23 protein-coding genes are annotated in these 22,251 nt (G+C 67.6%); 19 read left to right on the forward strand and 4 right to left on the reverse strand.

Going from position 1 to position 22,251, the window contains the following annotated elements; translation table 11 throughout:
* The first annotated feature begins 19 nt into the window (after positions 1 to 19).
* From SSKA14_RS00195 to SSKA14_RS00230, 8 genes are read left to right on the forward strand one after another with little or no spacing between them, the layout of a single operon-like run.
* A complete protein-coding gene (locus SSKA14_RS00195) occupies positions 20 to 406 on the forward strand; it encodes a hypothetical protein (protein WP_008266531.1) in 387 nt (128 codons plus the stop codon).
* On the forward strand, positions 399 to 650 hold the full coding sequence (locus tag SSKA14_RS00200; protein ID WP_157635892.1) for a hypothetical protein: 252 nt from the start codon (positions 399 to 401) through the stop codon (positions 648 to 650). The genes SSKA14_RS00195 and SSKA14_RS00200 overlap by 8 nt, the downstream gene beginning before the upstream one ends.
* Positions 647 to 907, forward strand: coding sequence for a hypothetical protein (locus tag SSKA14_RS00205; protein ID WP_232281352.1), 261 nt, complete (start codon positions 647 to 649; stop codon positions 905 to 907). The genes SSKA14_RS00200 and SSKA14_RS00205 overlap by 4 nt, the downstream gene beginning before the upstream one ends.
* A complete protein-coding gene (locus SSKA14_RS00210; RefSeq protein WP_157635893.1) occupies positions 904 to 1,218 on the forward strand; it encodes a hypothetical protein in 315 nt (104 codons plus the stop codon). The genes SSKA14_RS00205 and SSKA14_RS00210 overlap by 4 nt, the downstream gene beginning before the upstream one ends.
* The gene (locus SSKA14_RS00215) at positions 1,196 to 1,675 is read left to right on the forward strand and encodes a hypothetical protein (RefSeq protein ID WP_040006588.1); all 480 of its coding nucleotides are present in this window, start codon (positions 1,196 to 1,198) and stop codon (positions 1,673 to 1,675) included. Before SSKA14_RS00210 ends, SSKA14_RS00215 begins: the two co-directional genes overlap by 23 nt.
* Positions 1,675 to 2,274 (forward strand): hypothetical protein, encoded by a 600-nt coding sequence (locus SSKA14_RS00220; protein ID WP_040006590.1) that lies wholly within the window; start codon positions 1,675 to 1,677, stop codon positions 2,272 to 2,274. The genes SSKA14_RS00215 and SSKA14_RS00220 overlap by 1 nt, the downstream gene beginning before the upstream one ends.
* Complete coding sequence (locus tag SSKA14_RS22955; RefSeq protein ID WP_157635894.1) at positions 2,265 to 2,900, forward strand: hypothetical protein; 636 nt, start codon at positions 2,265 to 2,267, stop codon at positions 2,898 to 2,900. Before SSKA14_RS00220 ends, SSKA14_RS22955 begins: the two co-directional genes overlap by 10 nt.
* Positions 2,897 to 3,292, forward strand: a complete 396-nt coding sequence (locus SSKA14_RS00230; protein WP_040006592.1) for a hypothetical protein — start codon at positions 2,897 to 2,899, stop codon at positions 3,290 to 3,292. The genes SSKA14_RS22955 and SSKA14_RS00230 overlap by 4 nt, the downstream gene beginning before the upstream one ends.
* A gap of 300 nt (positions 3,293 to 3,592) precedes the next feature.
* On the opposite strand, the gene SSKA14_RS00235 is transcribed toward SSKA14_RS00230, so the two are convergent.
* Entirely contained in the window at positions 3,593 to 4,792 is a 1,200-nt protein-coding gene (locus SSKA14_RS00235; RefSeq protein WP_008267382.1) for a site-specific integrase, read from the reverse strand.
* Between the two features lie 369 nt (positions 4,793 to 5,161).
* Here SSKA14_RS00235 and pyrE point away from each other — a divergent pair, with 369 nt between their 5' ends.
* From pyrE to SSKA14_RS00275, 8 genes are all read left to right on the forward strand, one after another.
* Positions 5,162 to 5,821, forward strand: coding sequence for an orotate phosphoribosyltransferase (gene pyrE, locus SSKA14_RS00240; RefSeq protein WP_008268115.1), 660 nt, complete (start codon positions 5,162 to 5,164; stop codon positions 5,819 to 5,821).
* A gap of 19 nt (positions 5,822 to 5,840) precedes the next feature.
* On the forward strand, positions 5,841 to 6,506 hold the full coding sequence (locus tag SSKA14_RS00245) for a hypothetical protein (protein WP_040006594.1): 666 nt from the start codon (positions 5,841 to 5,843) through the stop codon (positions 6,504 to 6,506).
* A gap of 174 nt (positions 6,507 to 6,680) precedes the next feature.
* On the forward strand, positions 6,681 to 6,773 hold the full coding sequence (locus SSKA14_RS00250) for a potassium-transporting ATPase subunit F (protein WP_005407770.1): 93 nt from the start codon (positions 6,681 to 6,683) through the stop codon (positions 6,771 to 6,773).
* 11 nt (positions 6,774 to 6,784) lie between these two features.
* Positions 6,785 to 8,494 (forward strand): potassium-transporting ATPase subunit KdpA, encoded by a 1,710-nt coding sequence (kdpA, locus tag SSKA14_RS00255; RefSeq protein WP_040006595.1) that lies wholly within the window; start codon positions 6,785 to 6,787, stop codon positions 8,492 to 8,494.
* Positions 8,495 to 8,504: 10 nt separating this feature from the next.
* Positions 8,505 to 10,562 carry a potassium-transporting ATPase subunit KdpB gene (gene kdpB, locus SSKA14_RS00260; protein WP_008264829.1) on the forward strand — a complete coding sequence of 686 codons (2,058 nt, stop codon included), beginning with the start codon at positions 8,505 to 8,507 and terminating at the stop codon, positions 10,560 to 10,562.
* Positions 10,559 to 11,209, forward strand: a complete 651-nt coding sequence (kdpC, locus tag SSKA14_RS00265; RefSeq protein ID WP_008265300.1) for a potassium-transporting ATPase subunit KdpC — start codon at positions 10,559 to 10,561, stop codon at positions 11,207 to 11,209. The genes kdpB and kdpC overlap by 4 nt, the downstream gene beginning before the upstream one ends.
* 51 nt (positions 11,210 to 11,260) lie before the next feature.
* Positions 11,261 to 13,921 (forward strand): sensor histidine kinase KdpD, encoded by a 2,661-nt coding sequence (locus tag SSKA14_RS00270; RefSeq protein ID WP_040006597.1) that lies wholly within the window; start codon positions 11,261 to 11,263, stop codon positions 13,919 to 13,921.
* Positions 13,902 to 14,615 carry a response regulator transcription factor gene (locus SSKA14_RS00275; RefSeq protein WP_008267517.1) on the forward strand — a complete coding sequence of 238 codons (714 nt, stop codon included), beginning with the start codon at positions 13,902 to 13,904 and terminating at the stop codon, positions 14,613 to 14,615. Before SSKA14_RS00270 ends, SSKA14_RS00275 begins: the two co-directional genes overlap by 20 nt.
* A 95-nt stretch (positions 14,616 to 14,710) precedes the next feature.
* Here SSKA14_RS00275 and SSKA14_RS00280 read toward each other — a convergent pair whose 3' ends face one another.
* From SSKA14_RS00280 to coaBC, 3 genes are read right to left on the reverse strand one after another with little or no spacing between them, the layout of a single operon-like run.
* On the reverse strand, positions 14,711 to 17,059 hold the full coding sequence (locus tag SSKA14_RS00280; RefSeq protein ID WP_040006599.1) for a phosphomannomutase/phosphoglucomutase: 2,349 nt from the start codon (positions 17,057 to 17,059) through the stop codon (positions 14,711 to 14,713).
* A gap of 12 nt (positions 17,060 to 17,071) precedes the next feature.
* Positions 17,072 to 17,545, reverse strand: coding sequence for a dUTP diphosphatase (gene dut, locus SSKA14_RS00285; RefSeq protein WP_008266385.1), 474 nt, complete (start codon positions 17,543 to 17,545; stop codon positions 17,072 to 17,074).
* A complete protein-coding gene (gene coaBC / locus SSKA14_RS00290; protein WP_008265288.1) occupies positions 17,542 to 18,831 on the reverse strand; it encodes a bifunctional phosphopantothenoylcysteine decarboxylase/phosphopantothenate--cysteine ligase CoaBC in 1,290 nt (429 codons plus the stop codon). Before coaBC ends, dut begins: the two co-directional genes overlap by 4 nt.
* Positions 18,832 to 19,031: 200 nt before the next feature.
* Between coaBC and SSKA14_RS00295 the strand changes: the two genes are divergently transcribed.
* The 3 genes from SSKA14_RS00295 to argS all read left to right on the forward strand — a co-directional run bounded on the left by SSKA14_RS00295 (position 19,032) and on the right by argS (position 22,237).
* Positions 19,032 to 19,658 (forward strand): response regulator transcription factor, encoded by a 627-nt coding sequence (locus tag SSKA14_RS00295; protein ID WP_008264742.1) that lies wholly within the window; start codon positions 19,032 to 19,034, stop codon positions 19,656 to 19,658.
* Positions 19,659 to 19,728: 70 nt separating this feature from the next.
* Complete coding sequence (gene radC, locus SSKA14_RS00300) at positions 19,729 to 20,433, forward strand: DNA repair protein RadC (RefSeq protein WP_049457357.1); 705 nt, start codon at positions 19,729 to 19,731, stop codon at positions 20,431 to 20,433.
* Positions 20,434 to 20,548: 115 nt separating this feature from the next.
* On the forward strand, positions 20,549 to 22,237 hold the full coding sequence (argS, locus tag SSKA14_RS00305; protein WP_008265083.1) for an arginine--tRNA ligase: 1,689 nt from the start codon (positions 20,549 to 20,551) through the stop codon (positions 22,235 to 22,237).
* Positions 22,238 to 22,251: the final 14 nt, after the last annotated feature.

Here is a 22,251-nt window from a genome sequence, read left to right on the forward strand (position 1 = left end):
AGATCACAAGGAAGCCAACATGGCGAAGAACAGTGTACCCCCGGCAGCGCCTGCCGAAGCCCCACGCCTCGCAGACGGTGAGCACTACCTCACCTCCATGTGGCGCGACAACCCGCTCTCCGATTTCCTGACCAATAGGCTCGTGAGGGTCGACCGTAACACCAAGGCATCTGTCGCAATCATGTCGGTCCTGCGCCGCGACTTCACGGCAAGTCAGGATGCCCGGGACACCTGCCCGGAGGACGAGCCGGTTCTTCACGACAAGCTGAGTGAACACATCGTGGATGGGCTGATGCTGGCGATTGAGAGCCTGCTGGACGAAACCGAAGCCCTGCTCGACTACGTCCGGGAGAACCAGAACGGCGTGTGCGTCCACCCCCTGAAGAAGGAGACCGGCCGTGTCTGAGACGACCGTGACCAAGGAAAAGGCGTTCAGCATGATTCCGGTGCAGAACAATGCACCGCTGTTCAAGGTCTGCGCCGGGATCGACACCGCTCACTCCGAGCTGAAGGCCAGCATCTACTTCGACTACGTCCAGCGGCAACTGAGCAACCTGGACAGCGACAGGATCACTGACGACGACATGTTCGTTCTCGCTGACCTCCTCGAAATGTGCAAAGCACTGCGATACGCGGGAGGTGGCCGGTGAGCGGCGCGGTGGAAGTACCGAAGACTACTGAGATGGCGATTCCAAACTCGCCGCTCGTGGTGGCCGCTGGCTGTGACCTCGACCTGGCATTGAGCAAGGCGAGGCTGCTCACCGACCACGTGCAGGATCTGCTCTGGCAGGGCATGCGGCAAGCAGATGGGAAGGACGTTTCCTTCGGCTACGACACGGTCGTGACGATGGATTTCCTTCTCGACATTGTGACTGGCCTGTATCGGGCCGCGGGAGCCGAAGCATGAGCATGTTCGATGATCTGCTGGATATGCCCCACGTGGAGCAAGAGCCGGACTTCCTGATTGACGCCAAGGGGGTGCGCTGTATTCGCAGGGCCATTACGTTCGGGCTCCATGCGCTGGTGCAAGTCCAGAAGGCCAAGGAAGTCCAGACCGAAGCGGATGGTGAAGGCCAGTCGTGGCCGGATGATTTTCGTCTCGCTATGCCTGGCGAGTCGTTTGCCTCGAGCATCGAAGAACTGGCCGACGCTCTGCTCTGGATCGAGTACGCCAGCCACGTGAAGGAGGTGCGTAATGACATTGCAGCTGATCACTGAACTGCGGTCCGCCGCTTCCACTCTTCGCCGGCCTGGTGGCACGACCACCGACCGGATCAGCGCCGAGCTACTCGAACGGGCAGCCCAGATCATCGCCGTGCTGCAGCGCGCGCCGCTGCCGGCCACCACAGTGACCGATCTGCTGCCGATCATGCAGGACGGATGGACGCCGGAGGTCTACGGCACCTGGGCGATCCGTGCGGCAGAGCGCGCGCACGGCATCGGCACCAATATCCCGAACCCACCGCCGCCCAGCTGGACAGAGGCGCCGGCCGGCTACAACTACCGGGCGATGGACAGCGATGGCCGCTGGTGCTGGTTCAAGCGCCGGCCCTATACGGAGACCCTCGGCAGCTATGACGGCTGGGATTGCGACGAAGGCATCCGTGAGGCACGCGGGCTGAGCTTCTACCCCGGCTGGGCTGAAACGCTGGAAGAACGCCCGGAGGTGGCCTGATGGGCACTGACGCTGAAACCGAATTGCTGCTCGCGGCCGGCGCGATTGAGGCTCGATTCCGTAGTGGCAACCCAACGCCGTTGGATTGCGTCCGCATCCAACGCAAAGAGTGGGAGCGCCTGAAGGCCAGCATGGTCGCCGTCGCATCAATGGAGGGATTCATCTCGCACCGGGCCGTTCTTGCGGTGGCCACCCGTCTTCGCTCGCTGGCAAGCGCGGCGTGGCCAGCGGGCCGATCCGTGTACATCCGCGCAGCGGAGGCCATTGAGGGGGCGATCAGTGCGGCCCACCAGCCGGGGGAGGCAAGTCCGGCAGTAGAGCTCGCACCGGTTTCCGGTGGACTCACCTGGTTCTTTGCCGCAGAGAGGCTTCCGGAGCGGTCAGGCGATCGGGTTCTCGCTCACGTGGTCACTGCTGCAGGTAGCAAATACGCAACTCTTGCCGGCGAGCCAGAGGGTTGGCAGGCCATCGACATGGCGACGTTCTGGCGTAGGACCGATGGAACCCATGAATGGCAGCACGAAACCGCCGGTGACGTTGTGCGCTGGGCGTACTTCGACACCACCAGCCTGATTCAAGGGGGCGAGCCATGGGTCTGACCGGGAATCAATCGACACGGAAATCGGCAAGTCAGTTGAAGCCGAACCTCACGCAGGCCCAAACCAACCACCTCCGGAGGCTGTTGGCATGGGTTCGTGGCGAAGTCGGCCAGACGCCGCAGGAGATGGTGGAAACGCTCAGAGGTCTCGGGCCGATGCCGGAGCCCAGCGCCGAGGCAAAGGCGCGCTTGGTGGACAGCTACAAGCGGGCCGAAGCGGTGCCTAAGTACGTGCGGGCCGCAGTCAAGGCGCTGGAGAAGCTGCTGCTCAAGCAGGAGGGCACCATCGTGGATGTTGAAGCCGCCCCCGGCTTCGACGCCGCGTTCGAGGTGGGCGCCACACGCCACGGACCACTGCCAGCCCTGTCCGGCGCGCAGCCAGGTTCAGCGCCACCGCTTGGCATCTCATCCGCGCAGCCGTGGACAGATCAAGCGCCGACGGAGCCGGGCTGGTACAGGTTCACCTGCGAGGAAACTGACGGCGCCATCGAACGCGTACTGGTGGTAGCAGACAGGCTGACTGGACAGCTCCGCGCGGTGGATACCGGGATGGGAACGCTCGACCTCCGGGACTACCACGACGGCCTGACCAATCCGCTCTGGAAGAAAGTGGAGGCTGGATCATGAGCAACGTCATCCAGCTTCACGCGCCCCGCCCAGGATCGGGTAATGACCCGAATGCGGTGTTCCTGGCGAAGGTCCTTACCACCGGATCACCGGCAGTTTTATCCAAGCTTCGGAGCCGCCTCTGGGAGGATCGGCCGAAAGAGCGGGACGGGCGCTTCGCCGTGGTTGGCCACACGCTCTTTCACCTCGCTGGGTGGAGCACCTGCCAGGTAACGGTCAACGTTATGAACGCATCCATGGACCTCGATGTCCCTGATGAGGCCGACGAAACGGTACAGCTGCGGCAATGGCCCTATGACGTGTCGGGCTGGCCATGCGTGAAACTGTCAGATGCGCCCGACCCCTGGCACCTGCCGAAAGATCAGTGGGAGGAACTACATGCCAATTCGTGACCTCCTCTGGCGTATCAGCGCACGCAACTGGCTGGGCTGGCCGACAGAGCGCCGCCACCGGCTGACCGGCCGCTACCAGCACATTCGCTATAACGAAAACGGCCGTTGGAAAGACGGCCGGCTACCGCAAGAAGGAGGCCCGAATGGCCGCTGATACGATCGACCCTATTCTCAAAATGCCCGCAGTAGTGAAGATCACGGCCCTGTCCGAATCCTCGATCCGCCGCGGCATGCGCAATGGCACGTTCCCGGCCTGCAAGCGGCTCGGGCCCCGCGCCATCGGCTGGCCAGAGTCGGTGATCAGGGCTTGGGTTGCCGGGACTGACGCTGCTTCTGCTTCGCCAGGTGATCAGCCCATCGGTCCATCATCTTGATCCGATCGGGCAGGAACTCGGCGTGGTTGTAGGCCGCGCCGGTCTTGTTGGTCTTGGCATGTGCAAGCTGCATGTCCACCACGGCCGACGGGTAGCCGGCCTCGTGCAACCAGGTCGAGGCGGTCGCGCGGAAGTCGTGGCCAGAGATCTCATCCATACCGAGGTACTTCAGGCCCATGTTCACCGCCTCGCGTGACATGGGCTTCTTCGGATCCCGCTGATTGGGGAACAGATAGGTGCCGGCGCCGGTGATCTCTTGCAGTTCACGGAGGAGCGCGACAGCGCGCGGGGCCAGAGGGACCCAATGCTTGCGGCGCTTCTTCATCTCGCCGGCATCGATCTTCAACAGCGGCGACTCAGCTTCCCAGTCAATGTTCGCCCACTTGGCGGTCCGCAGCTCCTTGGTGCGCACGAACGTGAGCGCCAGCAACTCGATCGCAATGGCCGTCACTCGGTTCCCGGGGTATGTGTCCAGGCCGGCCAGCAGCTTGCCCATTGTCGCGGCGGAGTGCGCCACAGCGTGCATCACGGGTGGCTTCTTGATCGCGCGGCGTACTGGGTGTGTCGGATCTGCGTCGGCGCGCAGGTTGACGATCGCATGCTCGAACACGGACGAAAGCGTCTGTCTGGTGACGATGGCCACGTGGGGACCGGCCTTCTCTGCTTTGCGCAGCAGCTTCAGCACATCAGCAGGCGTCACCTCGCGAATCGGCCACTTCCCAATGTCTGGCAGGATCCGCTGGTCTAGGTAGCGCCTTGCCCGATCTCGATGCGAGGCTGACCAACTCTTCTCCGCGCCCGAGTACCAGTCCTCAGCGTTCTCCGCGACCGTGTTGAGCGCGCTCTCTTCGCTGCGGGCCTTGGCGATTTTCCGTTGTAGCACTGGATCTTGCCCAAGCTTCACCTGCGACTTGGCCTGGCGCATCGCAGCGCGCGCGTCCGCCAAACTCACGTCCTGCAGGCTGCCGATGGCCAGCAACCGCTGCTTGGAATCGAGGCGATAGGCGTACCGCCACAGCTTCGATCCGTTGGGCCGGATTTCGAGGAACAACCCACCACCATCGCTCAGTCGATAGGGCTTCTCTGCCGGCTTTGCGCCGCGAATCTTGAAGTCTGTAAGAGCCATCGAACGTCGTCCGTCCCTGTACGCATTGTGGGGCAGATGATACCAACATCCGTACCAACAATTTCGTGCGCTCTTGTGACGGCTCGTGATTCTTGCTGAATACAGAAATCAACCGGAAGGCCTTAAAACACGCCACTTTCAGCAAGTTGGTGACGGCTCGTGATTTCTCGTGATTGCCATGACCACATTCAAACTGATGATGCGCATGCGGGGGACCTGCGGCGGGAAACCGGGCAAGCATACCGGTTGCCCGCAGGGCTGCGCAGTCCGCCAGAGGGGGCCGCAACGCCCCTCACACAGGGCCGGACGAGCGCGAAACGCCCAGCTGGATTAGGATTTATGCTCCAAATGAAGATGAATCGAGTTTTGATGAGCGACCACCGCCACCGTTTCCTGCAGCTGGCCCTGACCGCCGACGCCCTGCGCTTCGGCCAGTTCACCCTGAAGTCCGGCCGGCTGAGCCCCTATTTCTTCAACGCCGGTCGTTTCGACTCCGGTTCGCTGCTGTCGCAGCTCGGCGCCTGCTACGCCGATGCCATCGACGCCACCGGGATCAAATACGACGTGGTGTTCGGCCCGGCCTACAAGGGCATTCCGCTGGCCACCGCGATGGCCTGCGAGCTGGCCCAGCGCGGCCGCGACCTGCCGTTGTCGTTCAACCGCAAGGAAGCCAAGGACCATGGTGAAGGCAGCCAGCTGATCGGCGCCGACCTGAATGGCAAGCGCGTGCTGATCGTCGACGACGTGATCACCGCCGGTACCGCGATCCGCGAAGCGCTGGGCATCATCCGCGCCGCTGGTGGCACGCCGGCCGGCATCGTGGTGGCGCTGGACCGCCAGGAGATCGCCTCGGAATCCGATCGCCGCTCCGCCGCGCAGTCGGTGGCCGAAGAAGCCGGCATTCCGGTGATCGCCGTGGCGTCGCTGGCCGACCTGCTTGATTTCGCCTCCGGCAACCCGGAACTTGTGGGTTACCGGCAGCCGCTGGAAGCCTACCGGGCCCAGTACGGCGTCCGTTCGACCCGCTGACCGACCCAGGGGAAAGGTCATGTCCCGAGTTCCTGCTGTGCTCTTTGCCGGCCTGCTGCTGGCCGTGCCGTTCACCGTTCCGGCGCAGCCGCGGGGCGGTGGCAAGGTGGAGAAGAAGCTGTACTGCTGGAACGAGGGCAAGGAGCGGATCTGCAGCGATGCGCTGCCGGCCGACGCGGTCAACCATGCCCGCGACGAGTTCAACGCAAAAAGTGGCCTGCGCAATGCGCAGGTCCAGCGCGCGTTGACCGACGAGGAACGCGCCGCCGCCAGCACGGAAGCGGCGCAGCGGCAGCTGGACCTGATGGCCGCGCAGACCCGCCAGCGCACCGAGCAGGCGATGCTGACCACCTATGGCAGCGAGGATGACCTGCGCCGGGTGTTCGCCGAACGCCAGGAAGTGCTGGACAACAACCTCAAGACGGCCGAGTACAACGTCACCAGCCTGCGTGAATCGCTGGTGGCACTGCTGGCGGCGGCCGGCGATCGCGAACTGGCCGGCGGCAAGGTGGCCGGCAAGCAGGCCGAAGCGATCCGCCAGCGGCACGTGCAGCTGCAGGCGCAGCAGCGGCTGCAGGCCGGGTTCGTGCAGCAACAGCAGGCCCTGAAGGCCGAGATCGACAGCAGCCTGCAGCGCTATCGCGAGCTGAAGGGGCTGGCGCCGGCGGCAACACCGGCCGGCTGACGACGCTCCCACTGCCGGGCGTGGCCCGGCGCTACCCGGGGCCTGGTTACGGGTTGGCCCACCGAATTTATGCACTCTTTACGCGTCGGCCCGGTCCGGCGCGTAGTGCGTTTATGGGGGGCAGGACGACGATGGCGGCCTGAGGTGGAGGGGTTCCACCAGGACGCTATTGCAATGTCCCCCTGGCTGTCGTTGTTGTGTGGCGTGCTGGTGCTGGTCGCCGCCGCCTATCTTCTCTATGTCGTGCTTCGGCCCGAGTCGTTCTGACGGAGCCGACCATGACTGAGATGCTTGTCATTATTGCTGCCAGCCTGCTGCTGGCGTGGCCGCTGGGCCTGTACCTGGCGCGCGTGATGCGCGGTGCGCCGATGAAGGTCGACGTGCTGTTCCATTGGATCGAGAAGCCGCTGTACAAGGTATTCGGCGTCGATCCGTCGCGTTCGATGTCCTGGCGCGGCTATGCGCTGGCCTTCGTGCTGAGCAACGTAGTGGTCGCGGTGCTGACCCAGGCGGTGTTCATGACGCAGGCCTGGCTGCCGTTGAACCCGGACCAGATCCCGAACATGCGCTGGGACACCGCGCTGCACACGATGATCTCGTTCCTGACCAACACCAACCAGCAGCACTACTCGGGCCAGGCGCAGCTGTCCTATCTCTCGCAGATGACCGGTATCACCGGCCTGCAGGTGGTGACGCCGATGATGGGGCTGGCGTTGGCGGTGGCGACGCTGCGCGCCTTGTTCGCGCGTGCGCCGCAGGCTGCGGCGGCGACCGGTACCGGCGATGACCGCCAGGTGGCGGTGGGCAACTACTACGCGGACGTGGTGCGCCTGTGCGTGCGCTTCCTGCTGCCGCTGTGCCTGGTCTGGACCCTGCTGCTGACCAGCCAGGGCGTGCCGTCGACCATGGCCGGTGGCCCTCAGGCCACGCCGATCGACGCCAGTGCCGGCATGGCCCAGCAGAAACTGCCGCTGGGCCCGGTCGCGGCGATGGTCGCGGCCAAGCAGCTGGGCGCCAACGGCGGCGGCTGGTACGGCCCGAACAGCAGCTTCCCGCTGGAGAACCCGACCCCGCTGTCGAATGCGCTGGAGATCGTCGGCATCCTGTTGGTGCCGATGGCGGTGATCTTCATGATCGGTGCCTTCACCGGCCGCCGCCGCTTCGGCGCCCTGGTGTTCAGCTGCATGCTGGGCATGTCGCTGCTGTCCACCGGCGCGATGATGTGGAGCGAAGGACACAGCGCCAGCGCCGCCACTCCGCTGCTGATGGAAGGCAAGGAGGTGCGCTTCGGCGCCGATGGCACCGCGCTGTGGGCGGCGGTGACCACCCAGGTCTCCAACGGCTCGGTCAACGGCATGCACGATTCGCTGGCACCGCTGAGTGGCGGCATCGCGATGGTCAACATGCTGGTCAGTGCGATCTGGGGCGGCATCGGCTGCGGCCTGCAGCAGTTCATCGTCTACCTGCTGCTGGGCGTGTTCCTGGCCGGGTTGATGACCGGGCGTACGCCGGAACTGTTCGGCCGCAAGCTGGAGACACCGCAGGTGCGCCTGCTGGCCCTGCTGGTGCTGCTGCAGCCGATCACCCTGCTGGTGTTCACCGCGATCACCCTGGCCGTGCCCGGCCTGGCCGGCACCTCCAACCCCGGCTTCCATGGCATCAGCCAGGTCTTCTACGAGTACGTGTCGGCCTATGCCAACAATGGTTCCGGCTTCGAAGGCCTGGGTGACGCCACGCTGTGGTGGAACCTGAGCTGCTCGCTGGTACTGCTGCTGGGCCGCTTCCCGCTGCTGATCATTCCGCTGGTGGTGGCCGCACAGCTGGCTGCCAAGCGCCAGGCGCCGGAATCTGCCGGCAGCCTGCAGATCGAAACCCCGACCTTCGCCCTGACCCTGGTCTCGGTGATCGTCATCCTGACCGTGCTGCAGTTCATGCCGGCGCTGGTACTCGGCCCGATCGCCGACCACCTGAGCCTGGGACTGCACTGAGGACACCCCCATGAGTAGTCATGCAAGTTCAACCCGTAGTCCCCATGCGCCGCGCCCTGCCCTGCTTGATGGCGCCGGCCTGCGCCGTGCACTGGTCGAAGCGGTGCGCAAGCTGTCGCCGATGCATCTGGTGCGCAGCCCGGTGATGGCAGTGGTGATGGCCGGCACGATCGTCGCCGCCATCGTCACCCTGACCGGCAATGCGCCGCTGGGCTTCGGCCTGGCGGTGACCGCGATCCTGCTGGTGACCGTGTTGTTCGGCAATTTCGCCGAAGCCGTGGCCGAGGCACGTGGCCGCGGCCAGGCCGCCTCGCTGCGCCGCGCCCGCCAGGACCTGGTGGCGCGTCGGCTGGCGGCGCCGCAGCCAGGCGCCGCAGAAGCCCAGGTGCCGGCCGCCGAGCTGCGCCCGGGCGACCATGTGATCGTCAGTGCCGGTGAACTGGTGCCGGCCGATGGCGAGATCGTGCAGGGCCTGGCCACCATCAACGAAGCGGCGGTGACCGGCGAATCGGCACCGGTACTGCGCGAGGCCGGCACCGACCGTTCCGGCGTGATCGGCGGCACCAAGGTGCTGTCCGACCAGATCATCGTGCGGGTGACCGCCGAGCCGGGCCACAGTTTCCTGGACCGGATGATCGCGCTGGTGGAAGGTGCCAACCGGCAGAAGACCCCGAACGAGGTCGCGCTGACCCTGCTGCTGGCGGCGATGACGCTGACCTTCCTGGTGGTGGTGGCGACGCTGCCGGCGATCGGTGCTGCGGTCGGCGTCAAGGTCGATCCGCTGCTGCTGATCGCGCTGCTGGTGTGCCTGATCCCGACCACCATCGGCGGTCTGCTGCCGGCCATTGGCATCGCCGGCATGAACCGTGCGCTGGCCGCCAACGTGCTGGCCAAGTCGGGCAAGGCGGTGGAAGTGGCCGGCGACGTCGACGTGCTGCTGCTGGACAAGACCGGCACCATCACCTACGGCGACCGCCAGGCCAGCCATTTCCATCCGCTGGCCGGCATCGACGCCAGCCAGCTGCGTGAAGCGGCACTGCTGTCCTCGCTGGCCGACCCGACGCCGGAAGGCAAGTCGATCGTGCGCCTGGCCCGTGAACAGGGCTGTGCCACCGCCGAGCCGGACCATGCCGACTACCTGGCCTTCAGTGCCCAGACCCGCATGTCCGGCGTGGACCTGGAGCATGGCCGGCAGATCCGCAAGGGCGCACTGGATGCGATCCGCAACCATGTGCAGGCGCTGGGCGGCACGGTGCCGGCCGAGCTGGCCGGTCGTGTCGAACAGGTGGCGCGCAATGGCGCCACCCCGCTGGTGGTGGCCGAGGGGCGCCACGTGCTGGGCGTGATCGAGCTGTCGGACGTGGTCAAGCACGGCATGCGCGAGAAGTTCGCACAGCTGCGCGCGATGGGCATCCGCACGGTGATGATCACCGGCGACAACCCGCTGACCGCTGCCGCCATTGCTGCCGAGGCCGGCGTGGATGACTACATCGCCGAGGCACGCCCGGAAGACAAGCTGGCGCGCATCCGCCAGGAGCAGGCCGGCGGCCGCCTGGTGGCGATGGTGGGCGATGGCACCAATGACGCCCCCGCACTCGCCCAGGCCGACATCGGCCTGGCGATGAACTCCGGCACGCAGGCGGCGAAGGAGGCCGGCAATATGGTCGACCTCGATTCGGACCCGGCCAAGCTGCTGGCGGTGGTGGAAGTGGGCAAGCAGCAGCTGATCACCCGCGGCGCGCTGACCACCTTCTCGCTGGCCAACGACGTCTCCAAGTACTTCGCGATCCTGCCGGCGCTGTTTGCCGCTGCGGTGCCGACCATGGCTGCCTTGAACGTGATGCAGCTGTCGAGCCCGCGCAACGCGGTGCTGGCGGCGCTGATCTTCAACGCGCTGGTGATTCCTGCGCTGATCCCGCTCGCCCTGCGCGGCGTGCGCTTCCGCCCGGCCACGGCCACCGCGCTGCTGCGCCGGAACATGCTGGTGTACGGCCTCGGCGGCGTGCTGCTGCCGTTCGCGGCGATCAAGCTGATCGACCTCCTTCTTGTCCTGGTATTCGGCGCATGAACCGTTCTGCTTCCACTTCGTCTTCCCTGTCCCGCGAAGCCAAGGCCGAGGCCCGCGTGGCCGGCCTGCAGGATGGCGCCAGCTGGCGCCCGGCCATCGGCCTGGGCGTGGCCACGCTGTTGCTGGCCGGCGCGGTCTACGCCGGCATCGCCACCGGTTTCGCCGGCCTGGCCTACCCGACCCAGGCCGAAGGCAGCCTGCTGCGTGATGGCAGCGGCCAGGTACGCGGCTCGGCGTGGCTGTCGCAGCCGTTCACCGGTGACGGCTACTTCCAGGCTCGCCCGTCGGCCGCCAACTACGATCCGATGGCGGCGGCCGGTTCCAACATGGCGCGCAGCAACCCTGCGCTGGCCGAACGCGTAGCCGCCAGCACCGCGGCGGTGGCCGCACGCGAAGGCGTAGCGCCGGCACAGGTGCCGGCGGACCTGGTCACCCAGTCCGCAGGTGGCCTGGATCCGCAACTGTCGCCAGAGGCGGCACAACTGCAGGTGGCGCGCGTGGCACGTGCCCGTGGCCTGCCGGTTGAGCGCGTGCAGGCGCTGGTGCAGGCGCATACCGAAGGTCGCCAGTGGGGTCTGTTCGGCCAGCCACGGGTGAACGTGGTGACGCTGAACTTCGCACTGGACCACGCCGCCAAGGCGCCGTGATGCCAGCCTGCACCCGCTGCGCGCACAATGGCGGCCATGACAGCGGCACCCATGACTGATGCACGTACCCGCCAGGCCGATGCCCTGGTCGAAGGCCTGCAACGCGAAGCCGGCGGCAAGTTGACGGTGTTCCTCGGCGCGGCGCCGGGCGTGGGCAAGACCTACACCATGCTGACCCGCGCGCAGGAACAGCTGCGCCGCGGCGTCGACCTGGTGGTGGGCCTGGTGGAAACCCATGGCCGCGCCGACACCCAGGCGTTGCTGGAAGGCCTGCCGCAGCTGCCGCTGAAGGAAGTGCCCTACCACGGCCACACCCTGCAGGAGATGGACCTGGATGCCGTGCTGGCACGGCATCCCGCACTGGTGCTGGTGGACGAACTGGCCCATCGCAACGCGCCTGGGAGCCGCCACGAGCGGCGCTGGCAGGATGTGATGGAACTGCTGGATGCCGGCATCGACGTCTGGACCACGGTCAACATCCAGCACCTGGAAAGCCTCAACGACGTGGTGATGCGCATCACCGGCGTGCGTGTGAGCGAAACCGTGCCGGACGGCGTGCTCGACCGCCTGCATGACATCGTGCTGGTCGACCTGCCGCCGCGCGAACTGATCGCGCGCCTGCAGCAGGGCAAGGTCTATGTGCCCGAGCAGGCCACGCAGGCCCTGCAGGCGTTCTTCTCGCCGGCCAACCTGACCGCCCTGCGCGAACTGGCGATGCAGGAAGCCGCCGATCGGGTCGACAGCAGCCTGCGCGAAACCCGCGCCGCACGCGGTGAAGGCAACCTGCCACTGCGCCGCGGCGTGCTGGTGGCCATCGATGGCGGCGGCCAGAGCGAGTACCTGGTGCGCGTGGCGCGTCGCATCGCCGAGCGCCGCGATGCGCCGTGGACGGTGGTGACCGTGCAGGGGCGTCGCCAGGATGACGCGACCCGCCGCGAGATCGATGCGGCCTTCGCGCTGGCGCGGCGCCTGGGCGGCGATGCTGAACTGCTGCATGGATCGAGCATCGCCGATGCCCTGCTCGACCATGCTGCTCACAACGGCGTGTCGACCCTGGTGCTGGGCCGCACCCGCGAGCGACCGCTGGCGCGGATGTTCAACCGCACCCTGACCCAGCAGTTGATCCAGCGCGGCGCGCACTACGAGATCACCATCATCAGCACGCCGCAGGCACGTGCACGCTCGCGCCGCGAGGGGCTGATGCCACCGGTGCGTGGCTTCAGCCACGAGCCGGTGCAGGCACTGATCGCCACGGCGCTGGCGTGCGTGGTGGCCTGGCTGGCCGAGCGTTGGGTGGGCATGGCCGACCTGTCGATGGTGTTCATCGTCGCGGTGGTGCTGGTGGCCGCACGCACGCGTGCCAGCGTGGCGGTGATGGCGGCGATCCTGTGCTTCCTCGCCTACAACTTCCTGTTCATCGCGCCGCGCTTCACCTTTGCCATCGGTGCGCGCCAGGGTGTGATCACCGTGTTCCTGTTCCTGGCCGCCGCCCTGGTGGCCGGACGCCTGGCCTCACGGCTGCGCATGCAGGTGATCGCGCTGCGCGCGGCCAACCGCCATGCGCGCGCGCGCCAGCAGCTGGGCCGGCAGCTGGCCAGCGCCGCCGGCAACGGCGAGGTGGCACAGGCCGGCCGGCATGCACTGGAACAGGCCATGGATGTGCCGGCGTGGCTGCGGATCGGCACCGATACCGCGGCCGGTGGCCGCAGCCAGCCCGGCGACACCGATCTGGCCGCCGCCGACTGGGCGCTGCGCCACGGCCAACCCAGCGGACGCTTCACCGACACCCTCGCAGGGGCGCAATGGTGGTTCCTGCCGCTGCTGGATGGCGAAGACCATGCGATCGGCGTGGCCGGCCTGTACCTGCCCGGCGCGCAGGCACGCCTGCTGCCCGAGCAGCGGCAGCTGGCCGAAGCGATGGTCGACGACATCGCCCAGGCCGCGCTGCGCACGCGACTGGTGGCAGAGCTGGAGCAGGCCCATGTGAGCAACGAGACCGAGCGGCTGCGCTCGGCGCTGCTTTCATCGGTATCGCATGACCTGCGTTCGCCGCTGGCGGCGATGATCGGCTCGGCCGACAGCCTGGCCAGCTACGGCGCGGCGATGGACACGACCGATCGCCGTGCCCTGCTCGATACCATCCTGGTCGAAGGCGAACGCCTGGACCGCTACATCCAGAACCTGCTGGACATGACCCGGCTCGGCCACGAAGGGCTGAAGATCAATCGCGACTGGATCGGCGTGGACGAACTGATCGGCTCGGCGGCGCGACGCCTGCAGCGCTACCAGCCCAAGGTGCGGCTGGAGCTGGACATTCCGTCCACGCTGGCGCCGATCTGGGTGCACCCGGCGCTGGTGGAACAGGCCGTGTTCAACGTGATGGAGAACGCCGCCAAGTTCTCGCCGCCCGACGCCGCCGTGCAGGTGCAAGCGCGCGAGCTCGATGGCCAGCTGCGCATCGACGTGATCGACGCCGGCCCCGGCATTCCCGACGACGAGCGCGCGCGCATCTTCGACATGTTCTACAGCGTGGAGCGCGGTGACCGGGGCCGCCACGGCACCGGCCTGGGCCTGACCATCTGCCAGGGCATGATCGGCGCGCATGGCGGCAGCGTGCAGGCGCTGCCCGGACGCGACGGTCGCGGTACCCTGATCCGCATCACCCTGCCCCTGCTCAAGCCAGCCTCCCACGATGAGCCCGACCCTGATTGATGCCAGCGTGCCGGCCGCGCGCGTGCTGGTGATCGACGATGAAACCCAGATCCGCCGGTTCCTGGACATCAGCCTGCGCGCGCAGGGCTACCAGGTGCGGCAGGCGGCCACCGGCCAGGAAGGCCTGCAGCTGGCCGCCAGCGAGGACATGGACCTGGTGATCCTGGATATCGGCCTGCCGGACATGGAAGGCCACGAGGTGCTTGAACAGCTGCGGCAGTGGAGCCAGGTGCCGGTGATCATGCTGACCGTGCGCGCCGGCGAGGCCGAGAAGGTGCGGGCGCTGGATACCGGCGCCAATGACTATGTCACCAAGCCGTTCGGCACGCAGGAACTGATGGCGCGGGTACGGGCGCTGCTGCGCACCCGCAGCGTGCCCAGTGATGGCACGCCACCGGTGTTCGATGACGGCCACCTGCACGTGGATCTGGTGCGCCGCGAAGTGGCGCTGGATGGCGAGCCGGTGGCGTTGACCCGCAAGGAATATGCATTGCTCTCGCTGCTGCTGCGCAATGCCGGGCGGGTGGTGACCCAGCCGCAGATCCTGCAGGAGATCTGGGGACCGACCCATCAGCAGGACACCCACTACCTGCGCATCCTGGTCGGCAAGCTGCGGCACAAGCTGGGCGATTCGGCACTGGATTCGCGCTACCTGTTCACCGAACCGGGCGTGGGCTTGCGGTTCAAGGGGTAGTGCCGGCCGCTGGCCGGCAACCTCATGAACCCCTGATCCATCCTGTGGTTGCCGGCCAGCGGCCGGCACTACCCGATCGATCCAATCCCGATCAATCAGAACCCCAGCGGGGTATCGCCCAGCACCGGTTGCAGCTGGCTGCGGAACAACGCCTGGATGCGTTCCAGTGCAGCCTCATCGTTGCCCTCGAAACGCAGCACCAGCACCGGGGTGGTGTTGGAGGCACGCACCAGGCCCCAGCCATCGGGGAAGTCCACGCGCAGGCCATCGATGGTCGACAGTCGGCCGCCCACATAGGGGTTGTCCGGCGATTGCGCCGCTGCCACCAGCATCGCCACCAGCGCGTGCGGCGTGCCCTCGGCCACCGGCACCTTCAGTTCCGGCGTGGCCACCATCTCCGGCAGCTCGCCCAGCACCTCGTCCGGCGTTTCCTCGCGCTGCGCCAGGATCTCCAGCAGGCGCGCGGCGGCGTACAGACCATCGTCGAATCCGAACCAACGCTCCTTGAAGAAGAAGTGGCCGCTCATCTCGCCGGCCAGTTCGGCATCGGTCTCGCGCATCTTCGCCTTCATCAGCGAATGCCCGGTCTTCCACATCAGCGGGCTGCCGCCGTTGCGCAGCACATGGTCGGACAGCTTGCCGGTGCACTTCACATCGTAGATCACCATCGCGCCCGGGTTGCGCATCAGCACATCAGCGGCGAACAGCATCAGCAGGCGATCGGCGTAGATGATCCTGCCTTCGCCGGTGACCACGCCCAGGCGGTCGCCATCGCCATCGAAGGCCACGCCGAGATCGGCACCAAAGCGCTTGACCGTCTGCACCAGGTCTTCCAGGTTGGCCGGTTCGCTGGGATCGGGATGATGGTTGGGGAAGCTGCCGTCGACATCGCAGTACAGCGGAATCACTTCGGCACCGATCGCTTCCAGCAGCTGCGGTGCGAGCGCGCCGGCGACGCCGTTGCCGGCGTCGGCCACCACCTTCAACGGGCGGTCCAACTGCACGTCATCGGCAATGCGCTGGATGTAGTCGGCGCTGACATCGCGCTGCTGGTAATCGCCCGGTTCAGAGGCCTGCACCAGCCGGCCTTCAATGATGCGCTGGTAGAGATCGGTGATGGCATCACCGGACAGCGTCTCGCCGCCGATGACCACCTTGAACCCGTTGTACTCGGGCGGGTTGTGGCTGCCGGTGACCGCCACGCAGGTGCCGGTGCGCAGATGGAAGGCGGCGTAGTACACGAGCGGGGTCGGTGCCAGGCCGATGTCGATCACCGCACAGCCGGCACGGCGCAGGCCTTCGGCCACGCCCGCGGCCAGCTCCGGCCCGGACAGGCGGCCGTCGCGGCCGATCACCACCTCGCGCAGGCCCTGCTCCAGCGCCACGGTGCCGATGGCCTGGCCGATCAGCGCTGCGGTCTTCGGCGTCAGTTCGCTGCCGACCACGCCACGGATGTCGTAGGCGCGGAAGATGCCAGCCGCCAGTTCCTCGGCCGGTACCGGTGGCGGTGGCGGGGGCGCGCCTTCCTCGCTGGCGGCGGCGGTGGCCACCGGCGGCGGTGCCATCTGCAGGCTTTCGCTCAGCGTCGGACCCTGATCGGCGTCCGCCGCCGCAGCGCGACGCGGCAGCGGCAGCGCCTTCGGCAGGCGGCCACGACCGACCACCAGCAGCACCGCGATGAACGCCAGCAGCAGCGCGACGATGGCACTGGCCAGCGCCCCCAGTCCCAGCGGACCCGGTTCGACGTTGGGCACCGCGGCCACCAGCCGCAGCGGGGTGCCGGCCACCGGCCGCGCCAGCGCCTCGGCACTCTCAGCCAGATGCGCGTTGCCCTGGGTCACCAGGTCGTGCGAACCCTGGCGCAGGCCGAGGAAGCCGGTGGACGGCGCGCTCACCTGGTCCAGCGGTGAAGTCAGGCGCAGCAACGGTTGGCGCACATAGAGCACCGCCGGCCCAAGGTTGCCCAGCTCGACCGGTGCGGCCAGGCCAAGGCGGTTGCCACCGCCGTCGCGGACCACGCGCAGGCGCGGCTTGCCGTCGGCCAGTGCGGATTCCAGCAGTGCCAACCGGGCATAACCGAAGGTGGCCGGGTCGGCGTAGGCATTGGCCAGATCCGCAGCCAGCACGTCCACCTGCTCCACGCCGGTCCAGCTCTCGCGCACGGCCAGTGCTGCCGCGGCGGCATCGCCGGCCTGCAGGGCCTGCTGCACGCGGTCACTCTTCAACTGCTGCTGAAGCTGCTTGAGCTGGCCAGCGGCGGCATCCTGCAGCCCCTGCACGGCCTGGTCACGCGCGTGTTCCAGTGCCTGGCCGTTGGCCTCCTGCCGCCATTGCTGCACCGCGCTCCATCCGAACCAGCCGGCCAGCAGGACCAGCAGCACCCCCAGTAGTGGCGCGCTGCGTCCCAACGACCGTCCCCGCTGTCCTTCCCCGATGCCGCTCATCGATGTCCCCTGTCAACGCACCCCGGTATGGCCGAATCCACCCGTTCCCCGCACGCTGTCGGTGAAAGTATCCACCACCTGCAGGCTGACGCGGGCAATCGGCACCACCACCAGCTGAGCGATGCGATCGCCCGGCTCGATGGTGAAGGCCTCGCGGCCACGGTTCCAGACGCTGATCAGCAGCGGCCCCTGGTAGTCGGCGTCGATCAGGCCGGTACCGTTGCCGAGCACGATGCCGTGGCGGTGGCCCAGCCCCGAACGCGGCAGGATCACCGCGCACAGGTTCGGATCGGCGATGTGGATGGCCAGGCCGCTGGGGACCAGCGCGGTATCACCGGGCTGCAGGGTCAGCGCGGTATCCAGCGCCGCGCGCAGGTCCATGCCGGCGCTGGCTTCGGTGGCATAGGCCGGCAGCGGCCAGCTGTCGCCGAAGCGCGGATCGAGCAGCTTGACCTGCAGCGATTGGGAAGTGAAAGCCTGGGTCATGCCTGGAGTCTCCGCGCGATCAGCGCCAGCAGTTGTTCGGCCAGCTCGCGCTTGGAGGTGGCCGGGAATACCTGTTCACCGTCCTGCCAGAAGGCAGTGGCGGCATTGTTGTCGCTCTCGAAGCCGCCGCCGCTGATGCCGACCTGGTTGGCGATCACCAGGTCCAGGCGCTTGTCGACCAGCTTGCCGCGCGCGTATTTCTCCACGTCGTGGGTCTCGGCGGCGAAGCCGACCACCAGCTTCAGCGCCTGCGTCTGCGCAGCGACCTCGGCCAGGATGTCCGGCGTGCGTACCAGCTCGATCACCAGCGACTGGCTGTCGGCGGTCTTCTTCAGCTTCTGCGCGGCCACCTGGCGCGGCGTGTAATCGGACACCGCGGCGGCACCGATATAGATGTCGGCCGGCAGCGACTTCAGCACGGCATCGCGCATCTGCGCGGCCGAGCGCACATCGACGCGCTGCACGCCGGGCGGCGTCGGCAGCTGTACCGGACCGCTGACCAGCACCACCTGCGCACCCATCGCCGCCGCTGCGGCGGCCAGGGCGAAGCCCATCTTGCCGCTGCTGCGATTGCCCACGTAGCGCACCGGATCGATGTCCTCATAGGTGGGGCCGGCACTGATCAGCAGGCGCAGGCCCTGCAGCGCACGGGTTTCCGGCGGCGCCACGGGGGCCGCTGCGCCGCCGTTGGCGGCCAGCGCGGCGACGATGTCGCCCGGCTCGGCCAGCCGGCCGGGGCCGGATTCGCCTTCGGCCAGCGGACCGTCGACCGGGCCGATCACCTGCGCGCCACGCTGGCGCAGCAGGGCGATGTTGGCCTGGGTCGCCGGATGCAGCCACATGCGGTGGTTCATGGCCGGACAGATCGTCAGCGGCGCGGTGCTGGCAAGGCACAGGGTGCTGACCAGGTCATCGGCGTGGCCCTGGGCCAGCCGTGCCAGCAGATCGGCGGTACCGGGCGCGACCACGATGCGGTCGGCCCAGCGGGCCAGCTCGATGTGGCCCATGGCCTGTTCGGCGGCGCTGTCCCACAGCGTGGTGCGGGTCGGCTGCCCGGACAGGGCCTGGAAGCTGAGCGGCGTGACGAACTGCTGGGCACCGGCGGTCATCGCCACCTGCACCTGGGCCCCCGCATCGCGCAGGCGACGCACCAGCTCCAGCGCCTTGTAGGCCGCGATCCCGCCTCCCACGCACAACAGCAATTTCTGACCTTCCAGCGCGCGGGCCGGCGCGGGGGAAGCGTTGGGGGAGTCAGCCACCTGGAATTCCTGTGCAAACGAGGGCATTAGCTTACCCGATGGCCGGTAATGTCCCGGTGCATGGCGCACATAGCGCACAGCTATCAGCAGATGGAGTCCTCCTGCATCGGCCCGGGATTCACCGGCAACGCTTTCGGACCTTTCCTATACCTCTGTGGCCCTGCCCTTTTGCAGAATCAGGCGTTGGCCGCTGCGTGCAGGGGTCTGTTCGATCTCCGAGGAGCCGCGTGCATCCGCGCATCATCATCGCCGACGATCATCCCGTGGTCCTGCACGGCATCCGCATCGTGCTTCAGACCCACCTGATGGAGATCGTCGGCAGCGCCTGCGACGGCGCCGGGCTGCTGCAGCTGCTGGCCCGGCACGACTGCGATGCGATGCTGACCGACCTGTCGATGCCGGGGGCCGGCCCGGACGGCCCGGACCTGATCGATGCCCTGCGCGCACGCCACCCCGACCTGCCGGTGGTGGTACTGACCGGCGTGCGCCACCCCGGGCTGCTCGATGGCCTGCTGCGTGAAGGCATCAGCGGCCTGGTGGACAAATGCGCCGATTTCGCCGAACTGCCGCAGGCGCTGAACGCGGCACTGGCCGGACAGGTGTTCGTCTCCCAGCAGCTGCGTCACCACCTGCAGGCCCGCGACCTGCTGTTCCCACGCGAGCCGGCGCCGCTGTCGGCACGCGAGCAGGAAGTGCTGGATCTGCTCGCGGCCGGCCTCAACGTGAATGCCGTCGCCGAGCGCTGCGGGCGCAGCCCGAAGACGATCAGCCGGCAGAAGGCCGAAGCCAAGCGCAAGCTGGGCCTGCAGAACAACCAGGAACTGTTCGACTACCTGCAGACCCGGCGCGAGTGAGGCATCGGCCGACCCGGAGCTGCGGCGTGTCCTGATGGGAGCCGGCGGCTGGGTCCGCGATGATGCGCGCATGCCCATCCACGACTGGCCAGAGCAGGAACGTCCCCGCGAGAAGCTGATCGCCCGAGGGCCTGCGGCACTTTCCGATGCCGAACTGCTGGCGCTGTTCCTCGGCTCCGGATTCGGTGGCCGCGATGCCGTGCAGACCGCCCGCGACCTGCTGCAGGCGCATGGACCATTGCGGACGCTGCTCGACCGCCCCGCCGGCGAGATGGCCCGCCTGCCCGGGCTCGGCCCGGCGCGCAGCTGTACGCTGGCGGCCGGGCTGGAACTGGCCCACCGCTACCTTGCCGCCGAGCTGGAGCACGGCGAGGCGGTCGGCAACAACCCCGCCGCGGTCGGCCGCTACCTGCAGCACCGCCTGCGCGGACAGGCCCGCGAGATCTTCATGGCCCTGTTCCTGGACAACCGCCACCGGCTGATCGCCTGCGAAGAGCTGTTCCACGGCACCATCAACGCCGCCCCGGTCTACCCGCGTGAAGTGGTTCGGCGCGCCCTGCTGCACAACGCGGCCGCGGTGATCCTGAGCCACAACCATCCCTCGGGTGACCCGGAACCCTCCGGGGCCGACACCCGTATCACCGATGAGCTGCAGCAGGCGCTGGCGCTGGTGGACGTGCGCCTGCTGGACCACTTCGTAGTGGGCGAGGGCCGCCCCGTTTCGTTTGCTGAACGAGGCCTGCTGTCCCCGCCCCAGCCCCGCCTGTTCGGCTGAGCGCACGCCCACCCGGGGGCCACCGGCCGTCCCCGCAGGCATGTCCTGGTCAGCGTGGTCACTGGTATCTGCGCTAAAATGGGCGATTCCGCCGCTCATTCTCACAGCAGGCCTCGTGAAAAATCTCCTCCGCGCCCTGATCAGCCAAGGCATCGAAGCCTTGCGCGCCAATGGCACCCTGCCCGCCGACTCCCTGCCGCCGGACTTCGTGGTCGAGCGCCCGAAGACCCGCGACCACGGCGACTTCGCCACCAACGCCGCCATGCTGCTGGCCAAGGCCGCGCGCAGCAATCCGCGCGCACTGGCGCAGGCGCTGGTCGAGGCGCTGCCGCGCAGCGAGGACGTGAGCAAGGTCGAGATCGCCGGCCCTGGCTTCATCAACTTCCACCTGGCCCCGGCCGCATACCAGCGCGAAGCCGCGTCGGTGATCAAGGAAGGCCATGACTACGGCCGCAACCTGTCCGGCAATGGCCGCACGGTGGGCGTGGAATACGTGTCGGCCAACCCGACCGGCCCGCTGCATGTCGGCCATGGCCGCGCCGCAGCGATCGGCGACTGCGTGGCGCGCGTGCTCGATGCCAATGGCTGGAACGCCAAGCGCGAGTTCTACTACAACGATGCCGGCGTGCAGATCGAGAACCTGGCGCTGTCCACCCAGGCCCGGATCAAGGGCATCGCACCGGACCAGGACGGCTGGCCGGAAGGTGGCTACCGCGGTGAATACATCGCCGACGTGGCCCGCGCCTACATGGCCGGCGCCAGCGTGGATCTGGAAGGCAGCACCGTGGTCGGCGCCAAGGACCCGGACGACATGCAGGCGATCCGCCGCTTCGCCGTGGCCTACCTGCGCAACGAGCAGAACCTGGACCTGGCCGCGTTCGGCGTCGACTTCGACATCTACTTCCTGGAAAGCTCGCTGTATGCCGACGGCAAGGTGGCCGAAGCGGTGGCCAAGCTGCAGGCCTCCGGCCACACCTATGAGGAAGGCGGCGCGCTGTGGCTGCGCAGCACCGACTTCGGTGACGACAAGGACCGCGTGATGCGCAAGTCCGACGGCACCTTCACCTACTTCGTGCCGGACGTGGCCTACCACCTGTCCAAGTGGCAGCGCGGCTACGAGCGTGCGATCACCGAACTGGGCGCCGACCACCACGGCTCGCTGGCGCGCGTGCGCGCCGGCCTGCAGGCGATGGAAGTGGGCATCCCGCAAGGCTGGCCGGAATACGTGCTGCACCAGATGGTCACCGTGATGCGCGGCGGCGAGGAAGTGAAGCTGTCCAAGCGTGCGGGCAGCTACTTCACCCTGCGCGACCTGATCGAAGAAGCCGGCCGCGACGCGACCCGCTGGTTCCTGATCGCGCGCAAGCCCGATTCGCAGCTGACCTTCGACATCGACCTGGCCCGCCAGCAGAGCAACGACAACCCGGTGTTCTACGTGCAGTACGCGCATGCCCGCGTCTGCAGCCTGCTGCGCCAGGCGCAGGAGAAGGGCCTGGTGTACGAGCAGGCCAACGGCCTGGCCAATCTCGGCCGCCTGGCCGACGACGCCTCGCTGCTGCTGATGAACGAGATCTCGCGGTATCCGGAAGTGGTGGAAGCTGCGGGCGTGTCGATGGAGCCGCATCTGGTGGCGCAGTACCTGCGTGAATTGGCGCACGCGTTCCACACGTGGTATCACGGGACGCCGGTACTGGTGGATGACGCCGCTGATCGCAATGCCAAGCTGACCCTGGCCTGCGCGGCACGCCAGGTGCTGGCCAACGGCCTCGACCTCCTGGGCGTCAGCGCCCCGGAAAAAATGTAAGCATCAGGAGACGC

Origin of the sequence: Stenotrophomonas sp. SKA14, from assembly GCF_000158575.1 — a bacterium.
GTDB lineage: Bacteria > Pseudomonadota > Gammaproteobacteria > Xanthomonadales > Xanthomonadaceae > Stenotrophomonas > Stenotrophomonas forensis.